Source organism: Actinocorallia populi (assembly GCF_002995495.1).
In the GTDB taxonomy this organism is placed as follows: domain Bacteria; phylum Actinomycetota; class Actinomycetes; order Streptosporangiales; family Streptosporangiaceae; genus Actinocorallia; species Actinocorallia populi.
The window spans coordinates 443,797-470,083 of the sequence record NZ_PVZV01000005.1 but is presented as its reverse complement, the minus strand read 5'-3'; the positions used below and the strand labels follow the sequence as shown (position 1 = coordinate 470,083).

The window sequence follows — 26,287 nt, the reverse complement described above, 5'->3', positions numbered from 1 at the left end:
TCTTTCATGCGGTGTCACAGAGCGGGTTTCATCCGGCGGGCGATGGGGCCGGCCGCCCGCCGCGGCTGACGTCCATCAGCTCTTCGAGCGCGTCAGTGGAGATGTCGAGCCCGGAGATGCCGATGAACTGGCGCATCGTCATGGACGCGACCATGGCGAGCTGCTCCTCGGTGATCGGGGCTCCCTCCAGTCCGAGGGTCCGCTTCGTGCGCGCGCCGACGTCGGGGTGTTCGAACCAGGCGCCGACCGGCGTGTCCAGGGTCAGCTCGATCGCGACGCGATCGCCCTCGAGGATCAGCGCCGCTTCGGCCAGCACCGTCGCCGCGTCAGCGCACACCTGGACGCGGTGCTCTCCGCCGGCGACCACCCAGTCCTGTGCGGCGACGTTCCAGTACGCGAACGCCCGGCGCGGGAGTTCGATCTCCACGGCCGCGGTCTCGCCCGGCTGCAGCGCGACCTTCGCGAACCCGCGGAGTTCCCGGAGGGGGCGGCGCACCGGTCCGGCGCCGGTGGACACGTACACCTGGACGACGTGCTTGCCCGCACGGTCACCGGTATTGGTCACCCGGACCTGCGCGACCGCCGAGTCCGGCCCGGTCTGCTCCACGACGAGGTCGCCGGTCTCGAACGCCGTGTACGACAGGCCGTGCCCGAACGGGTACCGGACCGGTGCGTCGGCGGTCGTGAAGTAGCGGTATCCGACCAGCACTCCCTCGCCGTAGCGGACATGGCCCTGCTCACCGGGGAAGTTCAGCCAGCTCGGGTGGTCCTCCAGCCGCAGGGGGATCGTCTCGGCGAGGCGCCCCGACGGGTTCACGCGTCCGAAGAGGATCTCGGCGATCGCGTGTCCGCCGCCCTGCCCGAGCAGGAACCCTTCGAGGATCGCGTCGACCTCGTCGTGCCACCCTTCGAGCGAGACGACTCCGCCGTTGGAGAGGACGACGACGGTACGGCGCGCGGCCGCGGCGACGGCGCGGATGAGCTTCACCTGATCGGCGGGGAGGCCGATCGTCTCCCGGTCGATTCCCTCCGACTCGCGCGCCTCGGTGAGGCCGGCGAAGACCACCGCGACGTCGGCGTCGAGCGCCGTCTGGATCGCTTCCTCCCGAAGTTCCTCGTTTTCGGGTCCGTCCAGGGCGAATCCTTGGGCGTAGGCGACCATGGCGCCGATCTCATCCGCGATCGCGCGGATCTCCTCAAGGGGCTGGTCGACGCGGATGGCGTTGACGTGCGCGCTTCCGCCGCCCTGGTAGCGCGGATGCTCCGCGAAGGCCCCGATCACCGCGACGTGCGCTCCGCCTCGGATCGGGAGGACGCCGTGTTCGTTGCGCAGCAGTACCGCGCACTCCGCCGCGAGCTCGCGTGCGAGCTCGTGATGCGCGTCGTAGTCGACGTCGCCCCCGGCGGGCAGCTCGCGTGCCGCCAGCGTGCGCAGCCGGGCGACGGCGGCGTCGATGTCCTCCTCCGTGACGGCACCCGCCCGGAGCGCCTCGATCACGTCGGCGTCATGCCCCATGTCCCCGCCAGGCATCTCGAGGTCGAGCCCGGCCTTCAGGGCCGCGACCCGGTCGGTGACGGCGCTCCAGTCGGAGACGACGAGCCCGTCGAAGCCCCACTCGCCGCGGAGCAGCTCGGTGAGCAGCCACCGGTTCTCGGACGCGTAGACCCCGTTGATCTTGTTGTAGGAGGACATCACCGTCGCCGGCCGCGCCTGCGTGACGACCTGCTCGAAAGCGGGAAGGTAGATCTCGCGGAGAGTGCGCTCGTCGACGTCCGCGCTGATCGTCTGCCGGTTGGTCTCCTGGTTGTTCACGGCGAAGTGCTTCACCGACGCGCCGGGCCCCTCCGCCTGCAGGCTCCGGACGAACGCCGCTCCCAGCACCCCCGAGATGTGCGGGTCCTCGGAGTAGTACTCGAAGTTCCGGCCGCACAGCGGTGACCTTTTGATGTTCACCCCGGGGCCTAGCACCACATCGATCCGCCGGGCGGCGGCCTCCTTCCCCAGCGCGCTTCCCAGGCGCGCCGCCGTACCGGGATCCCAACTGGATCCGATCGCGACCCCGGGAGGGAAGCATGTCGCCGGGTCGCTTTCGAACAGCGCGAGGTTGTCGTGCCGCCCGGACTGGTGCCGCAGCCCGTACGGGCCGTCCGCCATCACCACCGGTCGGATGCCGGCTTCCTCGAGCGACTCGGTCTCCCAGAACGTGCGGCCGGACAACAGCGCGGCCTTCCGCTCGGCGGGGACTTCGGAGAAGGAGGAGGAAGCATGCGCGTTCTGCTCGCCGGCGGATTCCTCGAACGGGTGGTCGGTCATGAGTGCAGTACTCCGTGGATTCGTGTGGTCAACGGACGGAACCGATGCGTTGGGCGGCCAGAGCGGCGCCGAGGGCGACCGTCGCGCCGACGAGGAACAGAACCGTGTAGTTCGCTCCGTCTTTTCCGATCGCCAGGATCAGCGGCGCGAAGATGGGTGCGATGGCGGTGGAGGTGGTGTTGGCGACGAAGTAGATCCCCATCCACCGCCCCGCCTCCTCCTTGTTCGGCATGACGTCACTGGCCAGGGCGAGGTCGACCGAGCCGAAGAGGCCGGCTGCGGCGAGTATGAAGACGACGGCGGCCGCGAACGCCGGGACGGAGGATGCGAACGCGAGGACGCTCAGGCCGGTCGCCGATAGAGCGGACGCGAGGTAGATGAACACCTTGCGGCGCTTGAGCCTGTCGGACAGGATGCCGCCGATGACGGCGAAGGCGGTCGTCACGAGGACCCCGAGGCCGCCGACGAACGCCAGTTGCCGGCTCGCGGCCTCCGGAGTGAGGCCGAGCCGGTCCAGCAGGAAGTACAGCTGGTAGGTGCTGAGGAACGTCAGACCGACCTGCATCAGGAACCGCCCGACCCAGACCAGCGCGAAATCCCGGTGCTTCCGCGGGTCGAACACCAGCTGCGGGAAGATCGCCCAGATCGGCTCGCCCTGCTCTGCCCCCTTCACGGGGTGGTCGGGGATGGTGAACGCGTAGAACACGAAGAACACCCCCAAGACCGCCACCGGGACGAGGAAGAGCAGCAGGAGGCTGCCGGTGAGCATCCCGCCGAGGACGACGCCCATGACGCCGGCGAGCTGGCCGCCGACGCCGACGAGCGCTCCGACCTTGCCGCGCTGGTAGCTCGGAATGACCTCGGCGAGAGCGGGGTTCATCGCGCCGAGCGCGGCGGCCATGCCGATCGTGTAGAGCGACCAGCCGATGCCGAGGATCAGCGGGGTCGCGGACAGGGCCATGAGCAGGCCGCTGGCCGTGCAGATGACGATCCCGGCGAGGATCCACGGCCGCCGGCGACCCCATCGCGTGCGGGTGCGGTCCGACAGCACTCCGAAGAGGGGACCCGCGACGAGGTTGAACACGGCCGCGGCGCCGACGATGACGCCCAGACTCGCCTCCTTGCCCTCGGGGGCGATCACCTGGAGCTTGTACGCGACGGTGAAGAGCGTGGGGGTGAGCAGTGCGAAGCTTCCCGCGAACATGGCGGCGGTGTAGACGGAGATCATCCGCTTGGACGCGCGGGGCGGCTCCGCGGGGGCGTCGGCGATCTCCACGGCGGCCGGGCTGGAGTCGGACCGGCCGGTGGTCATCTGCCGGCTCCGGCTTCGGCTTCGACTTCGACTTCGGCGGCACCGGAAACGGCGGGCGCCGCGGCGTCGTGCGGTTCGGGTGCGGTGATCGCCTGCAGCTCGAGCCGTGCTGAGCCGGCGGATCGTGCTCGCGCGGTGAGGGTGACCGTCCCCGTTCCCCCGGTGGAGCGGAGGACGGCCAGGGCACGGCCGCGGAAGGTGGTATGCCGGTCGGACAGGTACGACTCCTCGGTCGCCGGCGCGGCGCTTCCGAATCCGATCAGCTCGGCCGGCCCGGTGACGGCGAGGGCCACCGGCTCATCGGCGAGCATCTCCACCACGCCGTCCCGGTCGGCGACCTCGACGGTCACGAAGGCCAGGTCAAAGCCGTCCGCGGTGAGCTCGGACCGTTCGGCCGACAGGCGCAGCGCCAGCTCCTCCGCCGCCGAGCGGAGGGTGGATTTCGATACCGGCCGACCGCCGCGGTAGCCGATCGCGGTCAGGGTCCCGGGCTCGTAGCGGGTCTTGAACCGGGCGAGGTGGCCGCGACGCCCGCCCGTCCGGCGGCGGCCCAACGAGTGGCCGTTCAGGAGCAGCTCGATCTCGTCGTCCGCGCTGTAGACCTCGATCTCGGCGAGGCGGCCCCGGCAGCCGCGCCAGGCCCAGCTCTCCACGGCATCCGTGATCCGCCACGCCGACCGCACGACCGGCGTTCCGGCCCGGTCCAGCGGCCGTACCGCGATCGCCGGGGATTCGAGGGTTCCCCACGCGGCCTGCGCCAGCCGCAGAGAGACATCGGGGCGGCCGGTCAGATCATGCATGCCGGGCCCGGCGATGATGTACGGATACGGCTTGGAGAGCCCGGCCCGCTTGCCCGGCACCCACACCGCGACGCCGGCTTCGCCGAGGTACTCCCAGCCCGTCCACACGAAGTCGCCGATCACCGCGGGGTGGCGCCGCACGAGCTCCCACGCCCGCGGCACGTCCCCGGGAAGGGTCTCGGTTCCGAGGATGACGCGGTCGGGGTAGTGCCGGACGTCCCGCTCGTAGCGGGCGAGGCCGTAGTTGTAGCCGGCGACGTCGACGGTGGCGAAGGCGTCCCGGGACGCCCTGTCCGCGCGCGGCAGCCGGGAGACGACGTGCATCATGCGCCCGATCTGGTTCACCATCACGTTCGCCTCGGTGCTCCCCGCCATCGACGTCTCGTCGCTCCCGGACGAACGGCTCTTGTACGGCGAGGCGTTCAGGGACACCAGCGTGTTCAGGAACAGGTTCACCGCGAGCGTCACGGGGCGGTGAGGGTCGGCCCGGCGGAAGTGGTCGGCGATCTCCCGCGACAGCGCCACCCCTTCGGGGGTCGCGGTCTCCGGGATCTCGTTGCCGATCGCGTACATCACCACGCATGCCCGGTTGCGGTCCTTTCCGATCAGCCGGGCGGCGTCCTCCCGCCACGTCTCGCGGAACCGGTCGGCACGGTCATGGGCGGTCTTGGCGGCGAACCAGTGGTCGGCGAACTCGTCCAGCACGTACATCCCGAGCTCGTCGCACGCGTCCAGCAGCTCGCGGGACATGGGGTTGTGCGCGCTGCGAAGAGCGTTGAACCCGCTCTCCTTGAGGATGCGGACGCGTCGGAGCTCCGCGGCCCGATGGGTGCCGGCTCCGAGGATGCCGTTGTCGTGGTGGATGCACGCCCCCCGCAGCTTGACGGCCCGGCCGTTGATCTGCAGGCCGCGGCGCGCATCGACGGCGACCGTGCGCAGACCGACCCGCTCCGTGCGCACCTCCAGGACCTTCCCGTCCTGTTCGATCCGCGCCACCAGGTCGTACAGGTGGGGGGACTCCGCCGACCAAAGGCGCGCGTTCGCCACGGAAAGGGGTATGGCGCCGACCGCCGCACGGGAGGTCCCGCAGGCGACGACCTCTCCGGCGTCGACGAGACCGATGTAGACCTCGGCTCCCTCGAGGTGTTCACCGACCACCTCGAACGAGACCTCGGCCTCGGCCGTGCCGCCGTCGACCGAGCGGGTGTGCAGCCGTACGCCGTCGGGCGCGAAACGGGTGGCGGCATGGACGACCACCGAGACCGGCCGGTACAGGCCCGACCCCGGATACCAGCGGCTGCCCGGCTGGTCCTCGTGGTCGACGTCGACGGCGATCTCGTTCTCGGCGTCCCAGCGCAGCATGTGCTCGATCGGGAACTCGAACTCGAAATAGCCGCTGCGCACGGTCCCGACAGGGGTGCCGTTCACGGTAACGGCCGCATCGCCCTGGACGCCCTCGAAACGCAGACCCACCGGGCGCCCCCGGTCCTCGGCACGAGGAGTCCATGTGGTGCGGTACTCGTACCGGCCGCCGGGAAACCACGCCGTGTCGGCCCCGCCGGGGCTGGAAGCGCTGCGCTGCTCGGCGAGCATCGCATCATGCGGCAACCGCACCACGCGTCCGCCCGTGCCGTCGGCGCGGCGGAATTCCCAGGTGTCGAGCACTCGGACTCTCGTGTGCTCGACCGTTCCCACAGTCATCGTTGCTCTTCCCATGCTTCTTCGTCGCCCGGACGTGTGATCGGGGTCTCAGAGAAGCATGTCCATTGTCGCGTGTCAATGCGAATATAGTATATAATTGTCGCGCGGCACTGAGATTTTCCATCTATTGTCGCGCGTTAATGTGTCATCATGGGAACAGCGGGTGAGGGAGCACCGAGATGGTCGACAGCGCCGGCGAGCCGATCGCCTCCCTCATCCCCGGCATCGCCTCGAGCGGCGATCTCGGTTCCAGGACCAGAGCGTCCGCGCGGTCGGGCACCGGGCGACGCCCTCCCGCCGGACCATGCACGCATCGTGCAGGCACACCGGGAGGGCGTCGACGCCACCCCGTCGGGCGTCTAATGGGCGGAGGCGCGTCCGGCCCGGCGGCCGAAGAACGTCCCGTCCCCGATCGAGGTACCACTGACGTAGCCCTCGCCGTGGATGCCCGACGAAGCCCGACCCGCTGCGTACAGGCCCGGGATCGGGCGGCGGGTCGCGTGCAGCACCTCCCCGTCCACCGTGGTGTGCAGGCCGCCGAGGGTGAAACCGGAGATCCCGGTGGCCTCGCGGCGGTTCTCCGCCAACCTGGCCAGGACACGCGGATCGACGGCGGCGAAGGGCGCCTTCAGCTCGCGCAGCCACTTGGGGTTCTTGTGGAACAGAGGATCCTCGCCAAGGGCCGCGTACCGGTTGTACATCGCCACCGTGCTCTCCAGCGCGCCTGCGGGGATGCCCAACTCCTCCTCGAGCTCGGCCAGGCTCTCGGCGACGTGGTCCGGCGGCATCGCCCCCGGGTTCCGCTCGGAATAGGCCGCGAAGCCCTCCTCGTCGAGGATCACCCACCAGGGCGCGGGCTGGTGCAGCGCGGCGTGGCTGAACAGGCCGGGGTAGACGTCCTCGTTGATGAAGCGCTGCCCGAGCGCGTTGACCAGCATGCCCCGGCAGGCCGCCTCCGGCATCACCACCAGCGCCGCCTCCACCGAACCCATGCGCCGGGTCGCCGCGCCCAACGCGCAGGCCATGCGGATCCCGCTGCCGTCGTCGCCGCCGTCGCTGACCTTGCCGTGCCCGAGCAGCACCGGAGCATGATCAGCCAGCATCTCCTCGTCGTCGACGAAGCCTCCGGTGGTGAGGACGACCCCCTTGCGGGCCCGGTAGCGCACCTCCTCGCCGAACCGCCGGGCCACCACGCCCGCCACACGCCCTGAGGCGTCGACCACGAGCGCGGACGCCCGGGTGTCGGTGTGGGCCTGCGCCCCGGCCTCGACCGCAGCGGCGGCCAGCTTCTCCATGAGCAGAACGCCCGCGAAGCCCTCCACGGGCGGGCGGTGGCCTCGCGGGACGGGACGGGCGAGGGTGTTGTACGGCCAGGCGTTCTCACCCAGCCACATCAACCCGTCCTTCGTCGGCGCCATCCAGCCAGGCTCCCCGTACAGCGACTCCTGGAAGGGCACCCCGCGGGCACGGAACCACTCGAAGTGCTCGACGCTGCCCTCGCAGTACAACCGCAGCTTCTCCTCATCCGCATGAGGACCGAGCGCGGCGTGCAGATAGGCGTACATGTCCTCCGGGGTGTCGTCGAACCCGCACGCCTCCTGCACCCGGGTGCCGCCGCCCAGGTAGACCTCCCCGCCGGACTGGGCGGCAGACCCGCCCGGCCCCGAGAACCGCTCCAACACCAGCACGTCGGCCCCGGCGCTCGCGGCCTCGTAGGCGGCCGCCGCACCGGCGCACCCGAACCCGACGACCAGGACGTCGGTCTCGTGATCGAACCGCTCCACCTCCGACAGCGGCACCGGTGCGGCAGCAACCCGGGAACCGGACGACGTGGTCTCGGCATGGTCGTTCGTCATGAGCGTTTCTCCTTGATGTCCGTACTCTCATGTCTGCATGGCCGCCCCCTCACAGCAGGAGAGGTCGGCACCGGAAAACTCAGATCACCCGCCACTACCCCGGGCTCCGACCGGAGAAGACCGCGGTATGCCAGGGACGGACCCGGGGTGGACGGGCGCCCGTCCACCCCGGCGGCACGGCGGCCTACTGCGGGATGTCGATGACGGCCTTGACGAGCCGTCCGCTGCGGGACGGCTCGAGCGCGTCCTCGACGATCCTGTCGAAGTCGACACGGGTCACCCACTGCTCGACGGGGAGCAGTCCCCGGTCCATCCAGTCGATGACCGCCTCGAAGCCGCTCCGGGACTCGCCGCTGTGTCCTTGGACGGTCAGCTCCTTGGCCAGGGCGAGGAGCGCGTTGAACGGATACGGCCGTTCGTGGATCCCGATGATGACGATGCGGCCGCGGCTGCGGGTGACGGAGAAGGCCAGGTCCATGGCCGCCGACGCGCCGGCGCACTCGAAGACGACGTCGGCGCCGAGACCGCCGCTCAAGCCGCGGACGATCCCCTCGACGTCGTCGACAGCGGGGTCCACGACGGTCAGGCCCTCGATGCCGGCCAGGTTCTTCCGGCGCTCCTCGGACAGCTCGACGACGACGATCTTGGACACCCCCGTCGCGCGGAGGGCCAGCGCGCAGCCGATGCCGATGAGTCCGGCGCCCGTGACGACCGCGACGCCGTCCTGCGGCGCATCCGATCGCAGGACGGCGGTCGCCGCCACGGAGAGGGGCTCGATCAGGGCGCCCTGCAGCAGGCTGACGCCCTCGGGCAGCGGGACCGCCAGGTCCGCGGGGATCACGGTATGCTCGGCGAGGCCGCCGATCGGGCCGCCGCACCCCACCGTCGAGACGGCGCGGTCGACCCGCTCGCACGACATCGGGTGGTCGTCCCGGCACTCACCGCACTCTCCGCAGGAGATCAACGGGAATACGGCGACGCGGTCGCCCACGGCGACCGAGGTGACGTCCGGGGCCGCCTCGACGACGGTCCCCGACAGCTCGTGCCCGATGTGCCGGGGACGGCCCGGCATCGCCCTGTCGTCGGCGAAGTAGTAGTGCAGGTCGGTGCCGCACACGCCGACGTGGGCCATGCGGAGCCGCACCTCGCCCGGCTTCAGATCCGGATCCGGCTCGTCCTGCAGTCTCAGGTCGAGCTGTCCAAAGAGTCGATATGCCTGCATTCCAGTCCTTTCACAAGGAACCAAGCGGTAGATGAGAACGGGGCGAGCAGCGGTCAGGGCCTCTCGCCGCACCGGTCCAGGAGGTGGGCGACGATCTTCTCGGCTGCCTCCTCCAGGGTGGTCTCGGAGGTACGGATGTGGATCTCGGGCTCCTCCGGAGGCTCGTAGGGCGCGTCGACGCCGGTGAAGTTCGGCAGCTCGCCCCGGCGGGCCTTGGCGTACAGGCCCTTGGGGTCCCGGGCCTCGGCGACCTCGAGCGGAGTGTCCACGAAGACCTCTATGAACTCGCCGTCCGGGATCCGGTCCCTGGCCATGCGGCGTTCCGCCCGGTAGGGAGAGATCAGGCAGACCAGGGTGATGAGGCCGGAATCCGCCAGGAGTGCGGCGACCTCGGTGCTGCGCCGGACGTTCTCCACGCGGTCGGCCGGGGTGAAGCCCAGATCGCGGTTCAGGCCGTGCCGGAGGTTGTCGCCGTCGAGCAGGTAGGTGTGGTGCCCCAGCGCGTGCAGCCTGCGCTCCACCGCGTTCGCGATGGTCGACTTCCCCGCGCCGGAGAGCCCGGTGAACCACACCACCGCGGGCCGCTGGTGCTTCAGAGCGGCGCGGGCGGCCTTGTCGACCTCGAGCGCCTGCCAATGGACGTTCTGGGCGCGCCGGAGCACGAAGCGCAGCAGCCCGATGCCCACCGTGGCATTGGTCAGCCGGTCGATGATGACGAAGCCGCCGAGGTCCCGGTTGCCGAGGTAGGCGTCGAACGGCGTCGGGCGGTCGAAGTGCACCGCGCAGACACCGATCTGGTTCAGGCCCAGCGTCTTCGCGGCGACGTGCTCCAGGGTGTTGACGTTCACCTGGTACTTGGGGTGGTCGACGGTGACCCCGACGGTCGTCGCGCCGATCTTGGCGAGATAGCGGCGCCCCGGTAGCAGCTCGTCCTCGCCCATCCACACCACATGCGCCTCGAACTGGTCGGCGACCCCCGGGGGGTCGTCGGCCGCGGCGATGACGTCGCCGCGGCTGACGTCGACCTCGTCGGTGAGGACGAGCGTGACGGACTGGCCGGCGACCGCTTCCGGAAGGTCGCCGTCGTAGGTGACGATCCGCGCCACGGTGCTCTCGACCCCGGAGGGCGCGACGCGCACCCGGTCACCCGGCCGAACGACACCGCCGACGACGAGACCGGAGAAGCCCCGGAAGTCGAGATGGGGCCGGTTCACCCACTGCACCGTCATCCGGAAGGGCAACCCTGCCCGGTCATCGTCGACCTCCACGGTCTCCAGGTGCTCGATGAGGGTCGGTCCGGAGTACCACGGCGTGTTGGGGCTGGGCTGCGTGATGTTGTCGCCCCGCAGGGCCGAGAGCGGGATGCTGACGATGTCGGACAGGCCCAGTTCGGCGGCGAAGGCCCGGTACTCCGTGTCGATGCGGTCGAAGACCTCGTGCGAGTAGTCGACGAGATCCAGCTTGTTGACCGCCAGCACGACGTGGCGGATGCCCAGCAGCGCGACGAGGTGGCTGTGGCGCCGAGTCTGGGTGAGCACCCCCCTCCGGGCGTCGACCAGGATCACCGCGAGGTCCGCGGTCGAGGCGCCCGTGACCATGTTGCGGGTGTACTGCTCGTGCCCCGGCGTGTCTGCGACGACGAACTTGCGTTTCTCGGTGGAGAAGTAGCGGTATGCGACGTCGATCGTGATCCCCTGCTCGCGTTCGGCCGCCAGGCCGTCGACGAGCAGCGCGAAGTCGAGGTCGCCGCCCTGCGTACCCTCCTTCCTGGAATCGTTCTCCAGTGCGGCGAGATGGTCCTCGAAGACCAGCTTGGACTCGTAGAGGAACCGTCCGATGAGGGTGCTCTTGCCGTCGTCGACGCTGCCGCAGGTGATGAACCGCAGCAGCGACTTCTCCTGCTGCGCGGCGAGGTAGGTCTCGATGTCGGAGGCGATACGCCTGTCGGTGTGGGCCATCAGAAGTATCCCTCCTGCTTCTTCTTCTCCATGGACCCGTCGGCGTCGTGGTCGATCGCCCGGCCCTGCCGCTCGGAGGTGGTGGCCAGCAGCATCTCCCGGATGATGTCGAGGAGCGTGTCCGCGGTGGACTCGACGGCTCCGGTGAGGGGGTAGCAGCCCAGGGTGCGGAACCGGACGCTCCGCTTCTCCGGGACCTCGCCCGGTTCGAGCGGCATCCGGTCGTCGTCGACCATGACGAGCATCCCGTTCCGCTGCACGACCGGCCGCGGCGCGGCGAAGTACAGCGGGACGATCGGAATCTGCTCGAGGTGGATGTACTGCCACACGTCCAGTTCGGTCCAGTTCGACAGCGGGAACACGCGCACCGTCTCTCCGGGGTTCGTCCGCGTGTTGTAGGTCCGCCAGAGTTCGGGCCGCTGCCGCTTCGGATCCCACCGGTGCTGCGGCGAACGGATGGAGAACACCCGCTCCTTGGCGCGCGACTTCTCCTCGTCCCGGCGGGCCCCGCCGAACGCGAGATCGAAGCCGTGCTGATCGAGCGCCTGCTTGAGCCCGTCGGTCTTCCACATGTCGGTGTGCGTGGCCGAACCGTGCTCGAAGGGATTGATACCGAGCCGCAGGCACTCCGGATTCTGGTGGACGAGCAGGTCGAGACCGAGCTCTGCGGCCGTCCGGTCGCGGAAGGCGTACATCTCACGGAACTTCCACGTCGTGTCCACGTGCAGCAGCGGAAACGGCGGCTTCGACGGGTAGAACGCCTTCATCGCCAGCCGCAGCATGACGGAGCTGTCCTTGCCGATCGAGTACAGCATGACGGGACGCTCGCTCTCGGCGACCGCTTCGCGCATGATGTGGATGCTCTCGGCTTCGAGCCGCTGCAGGTGGGTAAGGGGCTTCACGGTCGCTCCAGCGAGAGGTCGAGGACGGCGGACACCGGTTCCGCGCGGCGGATGAGCAGGCTCGTCATCGGACCTCCGCCCGAACGTCGAACCGGTCGAGGTAGAAGCCGAACGGCGCCCTCACCTCGTCCGGGGTGACGCCGAAGTCGCGGCGGAGGTCATAGACGACCTGGCCGTCACGCCCCCTCCGGTGGGAGTCGTGGTACGCGACGATCTCAGAACGGGCTTCGGGCGTGAGCTCCAGCCCGGCGGCGTCGTAGATCCGCTCGACCGTGCCCATTTCGTCGGCCATGAACTCGTGGAAGTGCACGTCGACGGTGCGGTCCGCCGGCAGCAGGGATCTGTCGCGCACCGCGCTGTCGAGCAGACGGCGGATACGATCCGTCCAGTACTCGACGTACCACTCGGGACGGGTGTGCCGGTAGTGCAGCCGGGCGCTGTAGGTCATCATCGTGGCGGTCGACTGGACCACCGAGACGGGGTCCCGGTGGGTGACCACGACGGTCGCGTCGGGGAACGTCTTCAGCAGCGGCCCGAGCTGCTCGAGATGCTGCGGCGACTTCAGCACCCAGCGCCGACCCGGGCGTCGCCACTGCAGGATCTGCAGCACGGTCCGCATGTACGCGTAGTGCGGGGTCTGGTCGTGGGTGAGGTAGTAGTCCCGCCAGCCGGGGCAGCGGGCGACCCACTCGATGTAGTAGCTGGAGAAGTCGGGCAGCTCGAGCTCCAACTCCTCGTGCACGTGATCGGGCAGCAGCGGGTGCATGGCCGCCAGGTGCGGCAGCGTGCGCCGCGCCGCGTTCCACGACTGGTCGCATCGCTCCCAGCGGGGGTCCACACCGCCGGGTCCGGGTCTCTCGCGGGGGTCCGGCACCGGCTCCCGGCTCTCCCACAACGGCATCGAGCGGAAACGCCCGTCGGCGGCGATCATGTTGACCAGGTGGGTGGTCCCGGACCTGGGCAGGCCGACCACGATGACGGGCCGCTCGATCGGCACGTCGTGGATCTCGGGATGCCGCTGGAGCAGGTCGTGGATGCGCAGCCGGTTGACGGCGTGGCGCACGCATTCGCCGAACATGGACAGCCGGCCGAGGCCGGTGCGGTCCTCGTCCTCCTCCATCTCGGCCAACCACAGGCCCAGGCGTTCGCGGAAGTCGTCGGAGCCGAAGTCGTCGAGTCCGGCGCGAGCCGTCGCCGTCTCCAGGACGGCGTCGACGCTCAGGTCGACGGGGGTCGATTCGCCGTAGGCGAGCGCCTCCTGCTGCGCCGGCGTCAGGCGGGGCGCGGCGAGGTCGTCGATGCGGATGTCGTCGGCCATGGTCATCCCTGAATCGAGTAGCCGCCGTCGACGGGCAGCGTCTGGCCGGTCACGAACCGGGCGGCCGGGCCGGCGAGGAACAGCACGACCGGAGCGACGTCCCCGGGCTCGCCGCAGCGGCCCATCGGCGTGCGGGCGAGCACGCGCTCCACCTGCGACTCCACTCCGAGCATGGGCCGGGTCATGTTCGTCTCGATGACGCCCGCCGCCACCGCGTTGACCCTGATTCCGTCGGAGGCCCAGCCCACGGCCAGCCCCTTGGTCAGCTGGACGATCCCGCCTTTGGCCGCGCCGTAGGCGGGAACCACGGCCTGGCCGAAGTAACTCGTCATCGAACCCATGTTGACGACGCTGGCGCCGCCCTCCAGCGGACTGGCGGCGAGCAGGGGCTTGCATGCGGCGGCGAGCCTGAAGGCCCCGGTCAGGTTGATCTCCACGGTCTCCGCGAAGACGTCCGGATCCCATTCCCCGGGGAAGCCGGCGCGGTTCTGTCCCGCGTTGTTCACCAGGATGTCGAGCCGGTCCAGGGAGGACGCGAGCCGGGTGATCCCGGCGGCGTCGGTCAGCGAGAGAGGCCGGTAGTCGAACCCCTCGAGGTCGTGCTCGTAGTCCTTCGCGTTCGCGCGCGTACCGGTGATGACGACTTCGGCGCCCGCTTCGCGGAAAGCCCTCGCGATGCCCAGGCCTATGCCGTTCGAACCGCCTGTGACGAGAACGCGGCTCCCCGCGAAGTCAAAGCAGATGTTCGCCACGAGAATTCTCCTCCGAGTGGCTTGCGACGACCGGACGGATGTCCGCTCGAGCTGGATGGGGTGGTCGAGAAGTCGTTCGCGTCCGTGCCGCTCACCAGAGCACGCGCTGCTGGTACAGGGCCCGGCGCTCCCTGATGGTCCGCTCGCGCTCGTGGGCGGTGACCCGCGGCGTGTCCGGCGGAAGCATCCCGGCCGCGTCGGCCACGGCGACCTTGCGCACCGACGGCATGGGGGTGGAGCTGCTGTCGGCCCAGCGCCCCTGGACGGCGCCGATCGGGTGACCGGCGGTGTCGAGCCAGTTGGGCACCCCGGGGTCCTTCGCGGACACCACCACTCTGAGTCTTCCGTCTGTGTCCAGCCGCCACTGCGAGCCGTTCAGGCTGCTGTGGTTGTTGCACCAGTCGGTCGTCTCGAAGATCTGGTTCGTGAGGATCAACGAGGCGTAGCCGAAGGTCTCCGGGCAGTCCGTCTCGATGATCAGCGCTTCGTCGTCCGCGAGCTCGTAGGCGCATTCGTAGTAGAACTGGCCGAACAGGCCTCCGTGGTCGGCGGTGACGTCCCACACCTTGAACCTGTTGACATAGCCCTCCTGCCGCAGCTGCTCGACGTGCCCGACGAGGAGCGTCGCCGTGCGGCTGGTGGCGGCCGCCAGCCCTCGCAGCCGCCGCTCGAGATCGGCCGCGGCGGGCCGGGGCCGGGTCGGCGGAGCGTCGGTGCGTTCGATCGAGATGACCGGATCGCGTTCCTGCGACCAGTCGTAGGCGACCTGGCGGAGCACGAGCGTACGGGCCTCGGGATCCAGCGGCCGCCATTCGCCGGTGTATCCCGGCGGCGGGGAGGGGCTCAGCAGGAGGTCGAAGGCGCCGTCCTCGTCGGTCTTCAGCGTGTTGAGGTCGTAGTACTCCGAGGCGCGGACGGCGCCGTCGGCGGAGGGGGGCGCCATCGCTCCGATCTTCGCGATGCGCAGGGAGCCGGCGCGTCCGCGGAGGCGGTAGCTGCCTCCCGGAGTGATCGCGGCCGTCTTGTAGACGGTGTCCGCGTTCGGCTGGAAGACGTTGAGCACCGCGTTGATCGAGGGCAGGAACACGGGACGGTCGCCGTCCGCGGCGATCGCGTCGAGACTGCGCGCGGCCAGTGCTCCGAGCATCAACCGCCCGATCTCGTGCTGCGTTTGGAGGTCGTCCCGCACCTCCGAGGGGACCCCGTCGAGCATCAGGGGCGCGAGATCGCGCAGTCCGTCGAGGAAGGCGTTCCAGGCCGGAAGGAGCGGTCCGGCCTGGGATCTGTCTTCTGAAACGGTCATGAGACCAGCCTCTCCAAGAGGATGACGAGGACCCGGGCACCGCGTCACCGCCGTGGACTTCTGTTGCGCCGACGACCTGTTCCCGCGGCCGGACCGGTGCGAGAGACCTCGTTGGATCAACGACGGACGTGAACGCCTGCGCCGGAGGGAGGGACGTGCTCTCCCGGTTTCCGTGAGGGATCGAACCGATTCGGTCGACGCGTGTCCTCGCTGTGCTCAGACGAGGACACGCGCCGCCGAGGACGGTTTCGAATAAGGACACGCCTTGAGGCTAGGAGCGCCTTATAAGGCCGGCATTCACTCTTTCCACTGAGTGGAACCCTTTATGGGCAAAGCCACTCCGGTGCGTCACGGGGGCTCTGGGCCGGCGGCCCGGCGAACACGGAAATCTCAAAAAGCCATGGCGAGCGGTTCACGGACACCGGTCGGCATGACTTTCACTTCCATGCGCCCAGGCGGCCTGATGCAATTCCCGCCCGGCGGGATCACAGGACGCCGACGCCCGCGAGCGTGATCCGGAAGGCCCTGCGCAGCATGTCCACAAGGTCCTCGTCGGTCTCGGAGGTCAGCCACCGGTCGAAGACATGGCGGGTCGCGTGGACGATGAGATAGGCGGGCAAGGTCTGGAGCAGCGGATCCCCCTCCAGCGAGATGCGTCTCCGAAGGAGGTCGGCGACTGCCTCGTACAGGTCGTCGTCGGCCTCCAGCCAGCGCAGGCGGTACTGCGGAGTGGTGACCATCAGCTTCAGGAAGGCGCGGTCGAAGTCCGAGAGCCTGCCGTCCGGGAACTCCGAAGTCCACACCGCGACCAGTGCCTCCACCAGGTCGCCCGACTCGGGCGCCTTCGCCAGGGCCTCGATGACCGCCTCCCAGCTGGCGCGGAAGATCGGCAGGACCACGTCCTCCTTGGCGGCGAAGTGCCGGTGGAAGGTGCGCGGTGTGACACCCGCCGCCTCGGCGATGCGCTCGACCGTCGCCGAGGTGTCGCCGTCGGCCACGAAGATCTCCATCGCCTTGCGGGCGATGGAGATGCGGCGCTCCTGAGCGAGCCGTTCCGTAACGGTCGGCTGATCCCGTCTGGCCACTTCAGCTCCCTGCGCCCGCGCCGGCGACGGGCCGCCCATCTAGATACAAAATCGTATGCGGATTTTGGAAACATTCCATTTACACGACCTCCCCCCCTGGCTACACTGCTGCCTGTCAGTTTATGACAGGTTACATGATCGGCAACCGGACGCGCGCTGGGAGGTGACGTGACCAGGGCGGAGAACCACGATGCGCCCATGGCGATGATCGACAGGGTGGCTTCGCTCCTCGAGGTCTTCAGCAGGCACCACCACCTCACGCTGGCGCAGGTCTCGCGCCAGGCCCACCTGCCGCGGTCCTCGACCCACCGGATACTCCAGCACCTCGTGGAGCTCGGCTGGCTCGAACGCCGGGGGTACCAGTACACCCTGGGCATCGGCATGTTCGAACTCGGGGCGCGGGCGGTCCAGCGGAGCGCCCTCCACCAGGCGGCGCTGCCCGCCATGCACGCACTGCACCGGTCGACCGGCCTGACGGTCCATCTGAGCACGCTGGTGTCCTCGGACATCCTGCATCTCGAGAGGATCGGCTGCTGGCCCGCGACCGGTGAGGGCTGGCTTCCCGCCTCCCGGCAGCCCGCCGTGCACACGGCCGCGGGCCGTGCGCTGCTGGCGCAGCTGGAGGAGGCCGAATGGCCGGAGCCCCTCTTCCCTCCGTCTCCCGCCTCGCACGGGCTCCACACGCGGACGCGGCTGCGGCGCGCACTCGACGCGGTCCGTGACCGCGGCGGTGTCGCGATCGACGCCGGCGGCTGCGCCGCGGACACCACGGTGGTGGCGGCGCCGATCGGTCCGCCCGAAGGCGACCTCCGGACGGCGCTGTCGCTGTGCGGGCCGACCGGTGCGGTGCAGATGAAACAGGCTTCCGATACCGTGAGGATCGCCGCCATGGACCTCTGGTACGCCTCTTCGGGGTTCAATTTCCCGCGTCGGCGGACTCCTCGCCTCCCCATTCGCACAGCGTTTCCGGCGACCGCTCAGAAATGAGCTCCTCATGGATTCCCTTCTGGGAATCCGCAATTCAGGCGGTTCTCCGCCTTCCGGATGCCGACAGGGACGGGAAGGACTCAAGTAAATTCCAAGAACCCGGATAAATCCCGTCTCCTCTCCAGAGGGTTCATCGCCGACCGGCGACAGGGCGGGGGGCCGTGCGGCCATGTCAGGAGCACCCCCCTGAGCGGCCGCGGCGGGCCGCCGACTCTGTGGTTCCCAGCCCGGGCGGAGCCGTGTGCGAGCGCTCCCGCGGCATGCAGGCGGCGGACGGCGCCCTCACCCGGGGACGGCCTGTCGTGCACTACAGGAGTCGGTCATGTTTGACTTTGTTGATTAATGTTTGATCATGAGCCATGATGGCGGACATGTTGAGTCGACTCTCCGACGGACGTGAGATCACCTACTTCGACGACGTGCCGGGGCGGGATCGGGACGCGGTCGACGGGCGGAAGCTGGAGCCGTTCGCACCGGAGGCGGAGGTGCGGCTTGATCCGTTGACGCGGCAGCCGGTGCTCGTCGCTGCGCGGCGGCAGGTGCGAACGATCAGCTCGGGCACCGCCGACTGCCCGCTGTGCCCTACACGACCGGGACGCAGGACGGAGATTCCGGCCGGCGACTACCACGTCGCGGTGTTCGAGAACCGCTTCCCGTCGTTGGGAGGGAAGGTCGGGGGGCGGTGCGAGGTCGTCTGCTTCTCCAGCGACCATGAGGGGGACATGGCGAAGCTGCCGGCGGAGCGGTTGGCGACCATCGGGCGGGCATGGGCGCATCGGACGGCCGCGCTGTCCGCCCTGCCCGAGGTCGAGCAGGTCTTCGTGTTCGAGAACAGGGGTGCGGAGATCGGCGCGACCCTCGCCCATCCGCACGGCCAGATCTACGCCTACCCCTATCTGCCTCCGGTCCAGGCCGCGGTGCTGGAGTCGGCGCGTCTGCACCGGGCCGCCCGCGGCGGCTGCCTGCTGTGCGCGATCGTCGACCGCGAAGCGGCGGGACCGCGGGTCGTCGCGGAGAGCGAAGGCTTCGTCGCCTATGTTCCCGAGGCCGCACGCTGGCCGTATGAGGTCCATCTCGCGCCGCGCGCCTGCGTCGGCGACCTCGCCGCGTTCACCGAGAACGAGCGTGCCGAGCTGATGGGCCTGTACGCCGACGTTCTGCGCCGTTTCGACCGGCTGTTCACCGGCCCGACCCCCTATATGGCCGCCTGGCATCAGGCACCGGTCCGCCACCGCGCCGATCTGGACCACCTCTACGCCCAGATCTTCACCACCCGCAGGGCCGCCGACAGGTACAAGTTCCTGGCTTCCAGCGAATCGGCCGCAGGGGCCTTCATCAATGACGTCCTGCCCGAGACGGCCGCCGAGCGCCTCCGCTCGGCCTGACCGGGTTCCGGCTCGATCCGCCCTGAAAGGCAATCACATGAAACTCCTCGTCACCGGCGGCGCCGGTTACGTGGGCTCCGTCGTCACGGCCCAGCTGCTGGAGGCGGGGCACGAAGTCGTCGTGCTCGACGACCTCTCGACCGGCCATGCCGACGCCGTCCCCGACGGCGCCCGGTTCGTGAAGGGAACGCTGCGCGACGCCGCCTTCGACGTCCTGGAAGAAGGAGGTTTCGAAGCCGTCCTGCACTTCGCCGCCCGCTCCCTGGTCGCCGAGTCCGTGCGGGAGCCGCACCGGTACTGGGACGGCAACCTCGGTGAGTCCCTGGCGCTGTTCGACGCCATGCGCTGCACCGGCGTCACGCGGATCGTCTTCTCCTCGACCGCGGCCGTCTACGGAGAGCCCGAGGCCGTGCCGATCCCGGAGGACGCGCCGACCCGGCCGACCAGCCCTTACGGGGCCACGAAGCTCGCGATCGACCACACCCTGGCGGAGTACGCCCGGCTCCACGGTTTCGGCGGGGTCTCCCTGCGCTACTTCAACGTCGCGGGAGCGCACGGGCGGTTCGGCGAGCGCCATGCCCTCGAGACCCATCTCATCCCGAACGTCCTGGCCGTGGCGCTCGGTGAACGCCGGACTGTCACCCTGTTCGGCGACGACTACCCCACTCCCGACGGGACGTGCGTGCGCGACTACGTCCACGCCACGGACCTCGGACGGGCCCACCTGCTGGCCCTCGCCGCGACCACGCCGGACCGCCACAAGGTCTACAACCTCGGCAGCGGCACCGGGTATTCGGTGCTGGAGGTCGTCGAGGCCTGTCGAGAGGTCACCGGACACCCGATCCCCGTCGCCATGGGGCCGCGCCGCGCCGGCGACCCCGCCGTCCTGGTCGCCTCGTCCGACACGATCGGACGCGACCTGGGATGGGCCGCCGAACGCGACCTGAAGACGATGGTCTCCGACGCCTGGGAGTTCGCACGCCGATGAACACCTGGCACGCACCCGGAAGGGTCAACCTGATAGGTGAGCACACCGACTACAACGGCGGCCTGGTCCTGCCGTTCGCCCTGCTGCAGGGCATCACGGTCGAAGGAGAGCGCCGCCCCGGCCGGCGGTTGGAGCTGAGTTCCGGCGGCCGGACGGCGACCGTGCCGCTCGACGGGCTCTCCCCCGGCGGCGTCGGCGGCTGGGCCGCATACGCGGCCGGGGTGGCGGGCTGCCTGATCGAAGCCGGGCACCGGATCGGCGGCGCCGCTCTGCGCTTCTCCTCCGACCTGCCCCAGGGAGCGGGCCTGTCCTCCAGCGCGGCCCTGGAGTGCGCGACCGCGGTGGCCCTGCGCGACCTGTTCGAGCTGGAGATCGAGCCGCTGGAGCTGGCCCGGATCGCCCAGCGGGCCGAGCACCTGTACGCGGGCGTCCCGTGCGGCCTCCTCGACCAGGCCGCCTCGATGCTCGGCCGCCCCGGCCACGCCCTGCTCATGGACTTCCGCGACGAGCTGATCACCCCGATCCCGCTGGAGTCGGGCGACCACCGCGTGCTCGTCATCGACACCCGCGCCGAGCACCGCCACGGCGACGGCGGATACGCCGACCGGCGGGCGTCCTGCGAGAAGGCCGCGGCGCTGCTGGGCGTCCCGACCCTGCGGGAGGTCTCCGAGGCGCCCGACGGCCTGGACGACCCGGTGCTGCGGCGGCGCGTCCGCCACGTGGTCGGGGAGAACCGCCGCGTCGAGGAGGCCGTGCGGCTGCTGGAGTCGGGCGCGACGGCCGAGGTCGGGCCGCTGCTCACCGCCTCGCACGCCTCGCTGCGCGACGACTACGGGGTCTCCTGGCCCGAGGCCGACCTCGCGGTCGAGACGGCGGTCGCGGCGGGCGCGGCCGGGGCCCGGATGGTCGGCGGCGGCTTCGGCGGCTCCGTCATCGCCCTGGTGGCCTCCGACCGGATCCCGGCCGTCGAAGCGGCCGTCACCGCGGCCTTCGCCGAGGGGGGCCGGCCTGCGCCGTCCTTCCTGACGGCCGTCGCGGGCCCGGGCGCCCGAGCCCTGTGACGGGGACCGGTCCGCCTCACACGACGATGAGCTCGCCGACCTCCGCCCGCAGCGCCTCTCGCGCCGGCTCCTCCAGCGCCGCGTCGGTGACGAGCAGGTCCGCCTCGCCGAGCGCGGCGATCGTGCAAAGGCCGACCACCTCCCACTTGGTGTGGTCGGCCAGGACGGCGGTGCGGCGGGCGGAGGCGACCAGCGCCCGGTCCGTCTCGGCCTCCAGCAGATTCGGGGTGGTGAACCCGGCGCGGACGCTCATCCCGTGCACGCCCAGCAGGAGCAGGTCGACGTTGAGGGACCGGATCGCCGCCACCGCCACCGGCCCGACGAGCGCGTCGGAGGGGGTGCGCACTCCTCCCGTCAGCACCACGGTCTGATCCGGCCGCCCGTCGGCGTGGAAGGCCTCGGCGACCCTCAGCGAGTTCGTCACGACCGTCAGCTCCGGCACCGAGACGAGCCGGCCGGCCAGGGCGCGGGTCGTCGTCCCCGCCGACAGGGCCACCGCCATCCCCGGCTCCACCAGCGCGGCGGCCCGCTCCGCGATCGCGTCCTTCTCCGCCGGGCGCACCGCCGACTTCACCGCGAAGCCCGGCTCGTCCGCCGACGAGCCGGGCGCGACCGCCCCGCCGTGCACCTTCACCAGCAGGCCGCGCTCGGCGAGCGTCTCCAGATCGCGCCGGATGGTCATGTCCGACACCCCGAACCGCTCCACCAGGTCCGCGACCCGCACCGCCCCGGACCGCCGCACGAGGTCCACGATCAACCCCTGTCGCTGCGAAGCAAGCATCCGCTCCCCAAAACCAAGAAAACCCCACACTATCCAACATTCCAGGGGAAGGCGGTGACGAGCTCGGGCCTGTCTGCTCCGCGGGTCAGCTGATCCTGACCGGTTCTCCTTCGGTCACCCCGCCGGCGTTGTAGGCGTCGACGGCGACCCAGTAGTCCTCTGCGGCGTTCAAGGTCGACAGGTCGAGTTCCGTCGCCCCCCACACCTGCCAGGAGTGATAAAGCTTGTCGGGCCGCCGGCCGTAGCGGACGTTGTATCCGTCCGCGCCCTCCGCCGGCTCCCACCGCACCAAGGCGTTCCTCGGCTCGATGCGGGCGGCGGAAGGAGAAACGGCGCCCGGAGGCGGCCGGTCGTCGGCCCCGAACACGCGGAGGCCGCTGACCGCGAAATGGGCGTTCCACGGAGTCGACACCGCGGTCACGCGCACGAACCGCAGCGCCCGGGCCTCGGGCAGACGCACGAGCCGGTGAGGGGCGTCGGACGGGTCGGTCCGGCCGTCGAACAGAACCCGCCACGACCGTCCGTCGGCCGAGCCCTCCAGGACGTAGACCGCGGGGTGGTCGTCGGTGACGACGGCGCGGAACGCCGCCCGCGACTCGTCCGGATCACGCAGGGGCCGTTTCGGTTTGCGGCGTGTGAGGTCGTGATCGGCGAGATTGACCTGGATCGCGTGGACGATCCGGTCGTTTCCCATGTCGATGGTCAGAGTCTCCCCCGGCCGGTCGGTGCCGGCGACCCACCAGGTGCGGATGTCCTCGTTCACGGCGAGCTCCGGACCGTGCCCGGGCAGCGAAGAGGACGCCGTGGCGGCCGCGCGGTAGGACTGCAGCATCCAGCCCGTCGCACAACCCGTCCACGGGTCCACCTTCCGGTCGGGCAGGGCGAGCGGATAGTCGGCGAAGTTCTGGTTGCAGAACAGCACTCCGTCCTCGTCGAAACCGGCCGGGAACAGGCCGATCCGCCGTTCGAAGTGGTGGTTCACCGAGATGCGCATCGTGGCGGCATGCCACCAGTTGCCATACCGGTCCTGGAATGTGCTGCCGTGTCCGGCTCCGGTGATGAACCCGCCGGGCTTGGAGGAGAACGGGCTGTCCGGCGCGTACGTGAACGGGCCGAGCGGAGTGGGACCGGTGTAGTAGCCGTCGGCGTAGACGTTGTACTCCGTACCGGGCCCGGCGTACTGGAGGTAGTACGTGTCGCCGTGCTTCGTCAGCCACGGACCCTCGATGAACGGCGTCCGGCTGTGCGTGCCGAACAAGCGGGCGGAGAGCTTCTGCCCGAGCGTCGACGGCGGAACGATCCGGTTCGACTCCCCCGGACGCTCCCATCCGTACTCCTCCGGATGCCCGGTGAGCAGGTCCACCGTGTCGCCGAGCGGCTGCAGCGTGTCAGGGTCGAGCCGCACACCCCGGAGGGGTTCGGTGTTGGAGCACCCCCAGTACAGGTACACCCGGCCGTCGTCGTCTTGGAAGAGGTTCGGATCCCAGTACGGGAAGGCGCTGCCGCCGACCTGCTCGAACGGCTCTGTCAGCGGATCCGCGGAACGGAAGATCGGACAGGCGCCTTTCCGGCGGGACGCCGTCATGTACAGGTGCCCGTTCAGTTCACGGACGTCCGGCGCATAGTCGCCGGCCGGCAGCTGCGGCGCGCTGGTGAACTCCCACGAACCCAGGTCGGCCGAGTGCCAGAACCCGCCGGACATCGATCCGAAAAGGTAGAACCGGCCTTTGAACCGGACCACCGAGGGGTCTGCGGACTCGCGGAACACGGCCCGCATCGGGCCGCGTCCGAAGTCCTGGTACCGGTACGGCAGATCGATCGGGTTGCAGATGACCGGTGGCTCCGGGGCACCTTCATCATCGATCGCTTCGGTCCGGCAGAGGTGCGGGTCAGTCGGATTCACGGGCCGCTCTCTCCAGGAGTTCTCCGGGCAGGGACGCCGGCAGGGCGCCATTGCTGTACATCACCATCTGCTCGAGCGTGAGGCCGAAGGCGGGGGCGAGCGTCTCCTCGTCCACGCCGCCGAGCACGGAGCGCAGGACTCGGGCCCCGACCGGATGCGCGAACCAGTCCCCGACCGTGCTTTCGGCGGTCAGCGGCCTCACCGGCACCGGTTCCTCGTCCCCGTCTTCACTCTCTTCGGCCGCCGATGGGGCCGGCGACACCTCGACGCCGGCCGTCACGGTGCTGCTCAGCGCCCGGTGCGCACCCGGACGGTGCTCCCGCCCGATGAGGTTCACCTCGCCGCGGAGGGGGGTGACCGCCGACGACGGGCCGATGAAGAGCTTCACGGCACCGGGCTCGACGACCCACCCCTCCCGCGGGTCCCAGAGGGCGAACAGGTCGGCCGGGATGTCGACCGCGACGCGCTCCTCCTCACCGGGAGCGAGTGTCAGCCGCCGGAACGCGACCAGCTTCCGCGCGGGGCGCGCCGTCCGCCCGTGGACGTCGCGTCCGTAGACCTGCACCACCTCGTCCCCGGCTCGCGATCCGACGTTCGCGACCGTGAACTCGACGCGGATGACACCGTCCGTGCGCACCCTGCCCGACGGGATCCGCAGATCGCGGTACTCGAAGGCGGTGTAGCTCAGGCCGTGGCCGAACGGGAAGACCGCCTTGATCGAACCATCGGTGTACGCCGGGGACTGGAGCGAGCGCCAGTAGGGGACGGGTGCGGCGCCTGCCGACTCGAGCATCGCGATCGGGAGGCGTCCCGCCGGATTCACATCGCCGAACAGCACGTTCGCGACCGCGTTGCCCGCTTCCTCACCGCCGAACCAGGAGCTCACGATCGCCGGAACGGTGTCGGCCATCCAACCGAGGACGAAGGGACGGGCGTGGCTCAGGACCACGACGGTAGGGGTGCCGGTGCCCGCTACGGCCTCGACGAGCTCCCGCTGAACCCCGGGCAGCGCGCAGTCGGTGCTGTCCAGCCCCTCCCCGACGGTGCCCCGCGTGTTGATGCCCGCCTGGTCTCCGACGACGACGATCGCCACATCCGCCTTCGCCGCGGCGCGCACGGCCGCGGCGAAGCCCGACCTGTCCTCCCTTGCGACGGGGCACCCCTGCTCGTAGAGCACGGTCGCATCCGCTCCGGCACGATCGCGGATGCCCTGGAGGAACGTGACGACCGGCACCGATTCCACCAGCAGCTCCGCGTCGTCCGGTCCGCTTCTGCCGGCCAGCCCCTCGGCGTCCGCCGCTCGCGCCTGCGGATCCGCGGCCAGCGCGAACCGCTTCGTCATGCTGTCGAGCACCTGGTAGCTGTAATGCCCGAGCTGACCCATCGGACGATCCGCGTTGGGCCCGATGACGGCGATGGTCCCCGGATCGGACGCCAGCGGCAGCAGCGGCGTCCCGTCGACCGGCTCGTTCTGCAGGAGCACGACCGACTTCTCCGCGATCGACCTGGCGAGCGCCCTGGACTCGCCGGAGTCGAGGCTCTCGGGCACCTTCTCCAGATCCACGTACGGTCGCTCGAACAGGCCGAGCCGGAACTTGGCGCGCAGGACGCTCGCGACGGCGCGGTCCAGGTCCGGCTCCGGCAGCGCGCCGGTACGGACGGCCTCGATCACGCGGTCCGACGACACCCGGTTGTCCAGGTCGAGGTCCACCCCCGCCCGCAGGGCCTGGGCGTAGGCGCCGACGACATCGGTGGTGACGCCGTGCTTGGTGTGCAGTTGCGCCACGGCCGCAAGGTCGGAGATGACCAGGCCGTTGAACCCGTACTCCTCACGCAGCAGTTCGGTCAGAAGCTCTCGGGATCCGGTCACCGGCACCCCGTCGATGCTGTTGTACGACGGCATCACGCCCTGGGCGCCGCCTTCGCGGATCGCCATCTCGAACGGCACGCCGTAGGTCTCCCGGAGCGCACGCTCACCGAGCTGGGCCGGCTCCGTGTTCCGTCCGCCCTCGCTCGCCCCGTATGCGACGAAGTGCTTCAACGTCGCGATCAGTGGAACGTCCGGCACGGCTTCCTGTATCCCGCGCACGAACGCCGTCGCCATGGCCCCGACGAGATACGGCTCCTCGCCGTAGGTCTCGCCGACCCTCCCCCATCGGGGATCGCGTGCGACGTCCGCGAGCGGCGACAGCGCCTGCCGCACGCCGAGCGCCGCCATCTGGGCGCCGATGACCGCGCCCATCTCCTCGATCGAGTCGGGATCCCAGGTCGCGGCCTGCGCGATCGCGTCGGGAAAGGTCGTCGCATCCCGCACCTTCAGGCCGAGCAGCGCCTCTTCGATCAGCAGGACGGGGATGCCCAGGCGGGTCTCCTCGACGTGCTTGCGCTGCAGCTCGTTCGCCTTCTCCGCCGCTTCGCGCGGAGTCGTGCCGAGAACGGACAGCGCGGCGGTGGCGCTGCCCCATCCCGTCGGCGGAGGAGCGTGCACATCGACGGCCGACCCGAACGGTGAGGCGATCTGAGCGGCCTTCTCCTCCAACGTCATCCGCTCGATCAGATCGACGACGCGCTCTCCCACGGGAAGCGAAACGTCCCTGTATGCCGCATAAAGTCCGGCCTCTGCAGCGGCGGCAGTGAGCCTGCCCTCCTCGAACCCGGT

At 70.2% G+C, this 26,287-nt stretch carries 18 protein-coding genes; 4 read left to right on the top strand and 14 right to left on the bottom strand.

Annotation, left to right across the window (positions count from 1 at the left end; translation table 11 throughout):
* Positions 1-28: 28 nt before the first annotated feature.
* From C2865_RS22275 to C2865_RS22225, 11 genes are all read right to left on the bottom strand, one after another.
* The gene (locus tag C2865_RS22275) at positions 29-2,314 is read right to left on the bottom strand and encodes a beta-glucosidase family protein (RefSeq protein WP_106400478.1); all 2,286 of its coding nucleotides are present in this window, start codon (positions 2,312-2,314) and stop codon (positions 29-31) included.
* Positions 2,315-2,342: 28 nt separating this feature from the next.
* Positions 2,343-3,626, bottom strand: a complete 1,284-nt coding sequence (locus tag C2865_RS22270; RefSeq protein WP_106400477.1) for an MFS transporter — start codon at positions 3,624-3,626, stop codon at positions 2,343-2,345.
* A complete protein-coding gene (locus C2865_RS22265; protein ID WP_106400476.1) occupies positions 3,623-6,127 on the bottom strand; it encodes a glycoside hydrolase family 2 TIM barrel-domain containing protein in 2,505 nt (834 codons plus the stop codon). The genes C2865_RS22270 and C2865_RS22265 overlap by 4 nt, the downstream gene beginning before the upstream one ends.
* Positions 6,128-6,486: 359 nt before the next feature.
* Positions 6,487-7,983, bottom strand: coding sequence for an FAD-dependent oxidoreductase (locus tag C2865_RS22260; RefSeq protein ID WP_106400475.1), 1,497 nt, complete (start codon positions 7,981-7,983; stop codon positions 6,487-6,489).
* A gap of 184 nt (positions 7,984-8,167) precedes the next feature.
* Positions 8,168-9,205, bottom strand: coding sequence for an alcohol dehydrogenase catalytic domain-containing protein (locus C2865_RS22255; protein ID WP_106400474.1), 1,038 nt, complete (start codon positions 9,203-9,205; stop codon positions 8,168-8,170).
* Positions 9,206-9,258: 53 nt separating this feature from the next.
* A complete protein-coding gene (gene cysN / locus C2865_RS22250) occupies positions 9,259-11,163 on the bottom strand; it encodes a sulfate adenylyltransferase subunit CysN (RefSeq protein ID WP_106400473.1) in 1,905 nt (634 codons plus the stop codon).
* Positions 11,163-12,065 (bottom strand): sulfate adenylyltransferase subunit CysD, encoded by a 903-nt coding sequence (cysD, locus tag C2865_RS22245; protein WP_106400472.1) that lies wholly within the window; start codon positions 12,063-12,065, stop codon positions 11,163-11,165. Before cysD ends, cysN begins: the two co-directional genes overlap by 1 nt.
* A 64-nt stretch (positions 12,066-12,129) precedes the next feature.
* On the bottom strand, positions 12,130-13,383 hold the full coding sequence (locus C2865_RS22240; RefSeq protein WP_198653499.1) for a sulfotransferase family protein: 1,254 nt from the start codon (positions 13,381-13,383) through the stop codon (positions 12,130-12,132).
* Positions 13,384-13,385: 2 nt separating this feature from the next.
* On the bottom strand, positions 13,386-14,135 hold the full coding sequence (locus C2865_RS22235) for an SDR family NAD(P)-dependent oxidoreductase (protein ID WP_232835755.1): 750 nt from the start codon (positions 14,133-14,135) through the stop codon (positions 13,386-13,388).
* A gap of 91 nt (positions 14,136-14,226) precedes the next feature.
* The gene (locus C2865_RS22230; protein WP_106400469.1) at positions 14,227-15,438 is read right to left on the bottom strand and encodes a hypothetical protein; all 1,212 of its coding nucleotides are present in this window, start codon (positions 15,436-15,438) and stop codon (positions 14,227-14,229) included.
* A gap of 485 nt (positions 15,439-15,923) precedes the next feature.
* On the bottom strand, positions 15,924-16,523 hold the full coding sequence (locus C2865_RS22225; protein WP_198653498.1) for a TetR/AcrR family transcriptional regulator: 600 nt from the start codon (positions 16,521-16,523) through the stop codon (positions 15,924-15,926).
* A gap of 198 nt (positions 16,524-16,721) precedes the next feature.
* Here C2865_RS22225 and C2865_RS22220 point away from each other — a divergent pair, with 198 nt between their 5' ends.
* From C2865_RS22220 to galK, 4 genes are all read left to right on the top strand, one after another.
* On the top strand, positions 16,722-17,510 hold the full coding sequence (locus tag C2865_RS22220) for an IclR family transcriptional regulator (RefSeq protein WP_198653497.1): 789 nt from the start codon (positions 16,722-16,724) through the stop codon (positions 17,508-17,510).
* 362 nt (positions 17,511-17,872) lie between these two features.
* Positions 17,873-18,895, top strand: coding sequence for a galactose-1-phosphate uridylyltransferase (gene galT / locus C2865_RS22215; RefSeq protein ID WP_106400466.1), 1,023 nt, complete (start codon positions 17,873-17,875; stop codon positions 18,893-18,895).
* A 37-nt stretch (positions 18,896-18,932) separates the two neighbouring features.
* Positions 18,933-19,883, top strand: coding sequence for a UDP-glucose 4-epimerase GalE (galE, locus tag C2865_RS22210; RefSeq protein ID WP_106400465.1), 951 nt, complete (start codon positions 18,933-18,935; stop codon positions 19,881-19,883).
* Positions 19,880-20,944: a galactokinase gene (gene galK, locus C2865_RS22205; RefSeq protein ID WP_232835754.1), complete on the top strand. Its 1,065-nt coding sequence runs from the start codon at positions 19,880-19,882 to the stop codon at positions 20,942-20,944. Before galE ends, galK begins: the two co-directional genes overlap by 4 nt.
* 16 nt (positions 20,945-20,960) lie before the next feature.
* On the opposite strand, the gene C2865_RS22200 is transcribed toward galK, so the two are convergent.
* The 3 genes from C2865_RS22200 to C2865_RS22190 all read right to left on the bottom strand — a co-directional run bounded on the left by C2865_RS22200 (position 20,961) and on the right by C2865_RS22190 (position 26,206).
* The gene (locus C2865_RS22200) at positions 20,961-21,725 is read right to left on the bottom strand and encodes a DeoR/GlpR family DNA-binding transcription regulator (protein ID WP_106400463.1); all 765 of its coding nucleotides are present in this window, start codon (positions 21,723-21,725) and stop codon (positions 20,961-20,963) included.
* Between the two features lie 85 nt (positions 21,726-21,810).
* On the bottom strand, positions 21,811-23,628 hold the full coding sequence (locus tag C2865_RS22195; RefSeq protein WP_198653496.1) for a family 43 glycosylhydrolase: 1,818 nt from the start codon (positions 23,626-23,628) through the stop codon (positions 21,811-21,813).
* On the bottom strand, positions 23,615-26,206 hold the full coding sequence (locus C2865_RS22190) for a glycoside hydrolase family 3 N-terminal domain-containing protein (RefSeq protein ID WP_198653495.1): 2,592 nt from the start codon (positions 26,204-26,206) through the stop codon (positions 23,615-23,617). Before C2865_RS22190 ends, C2865_RS22195 begins: the two co-directional genes overlap by 14 nt.
* Positions 26,207-26,287: the final 81 nt, after the last annotated feature.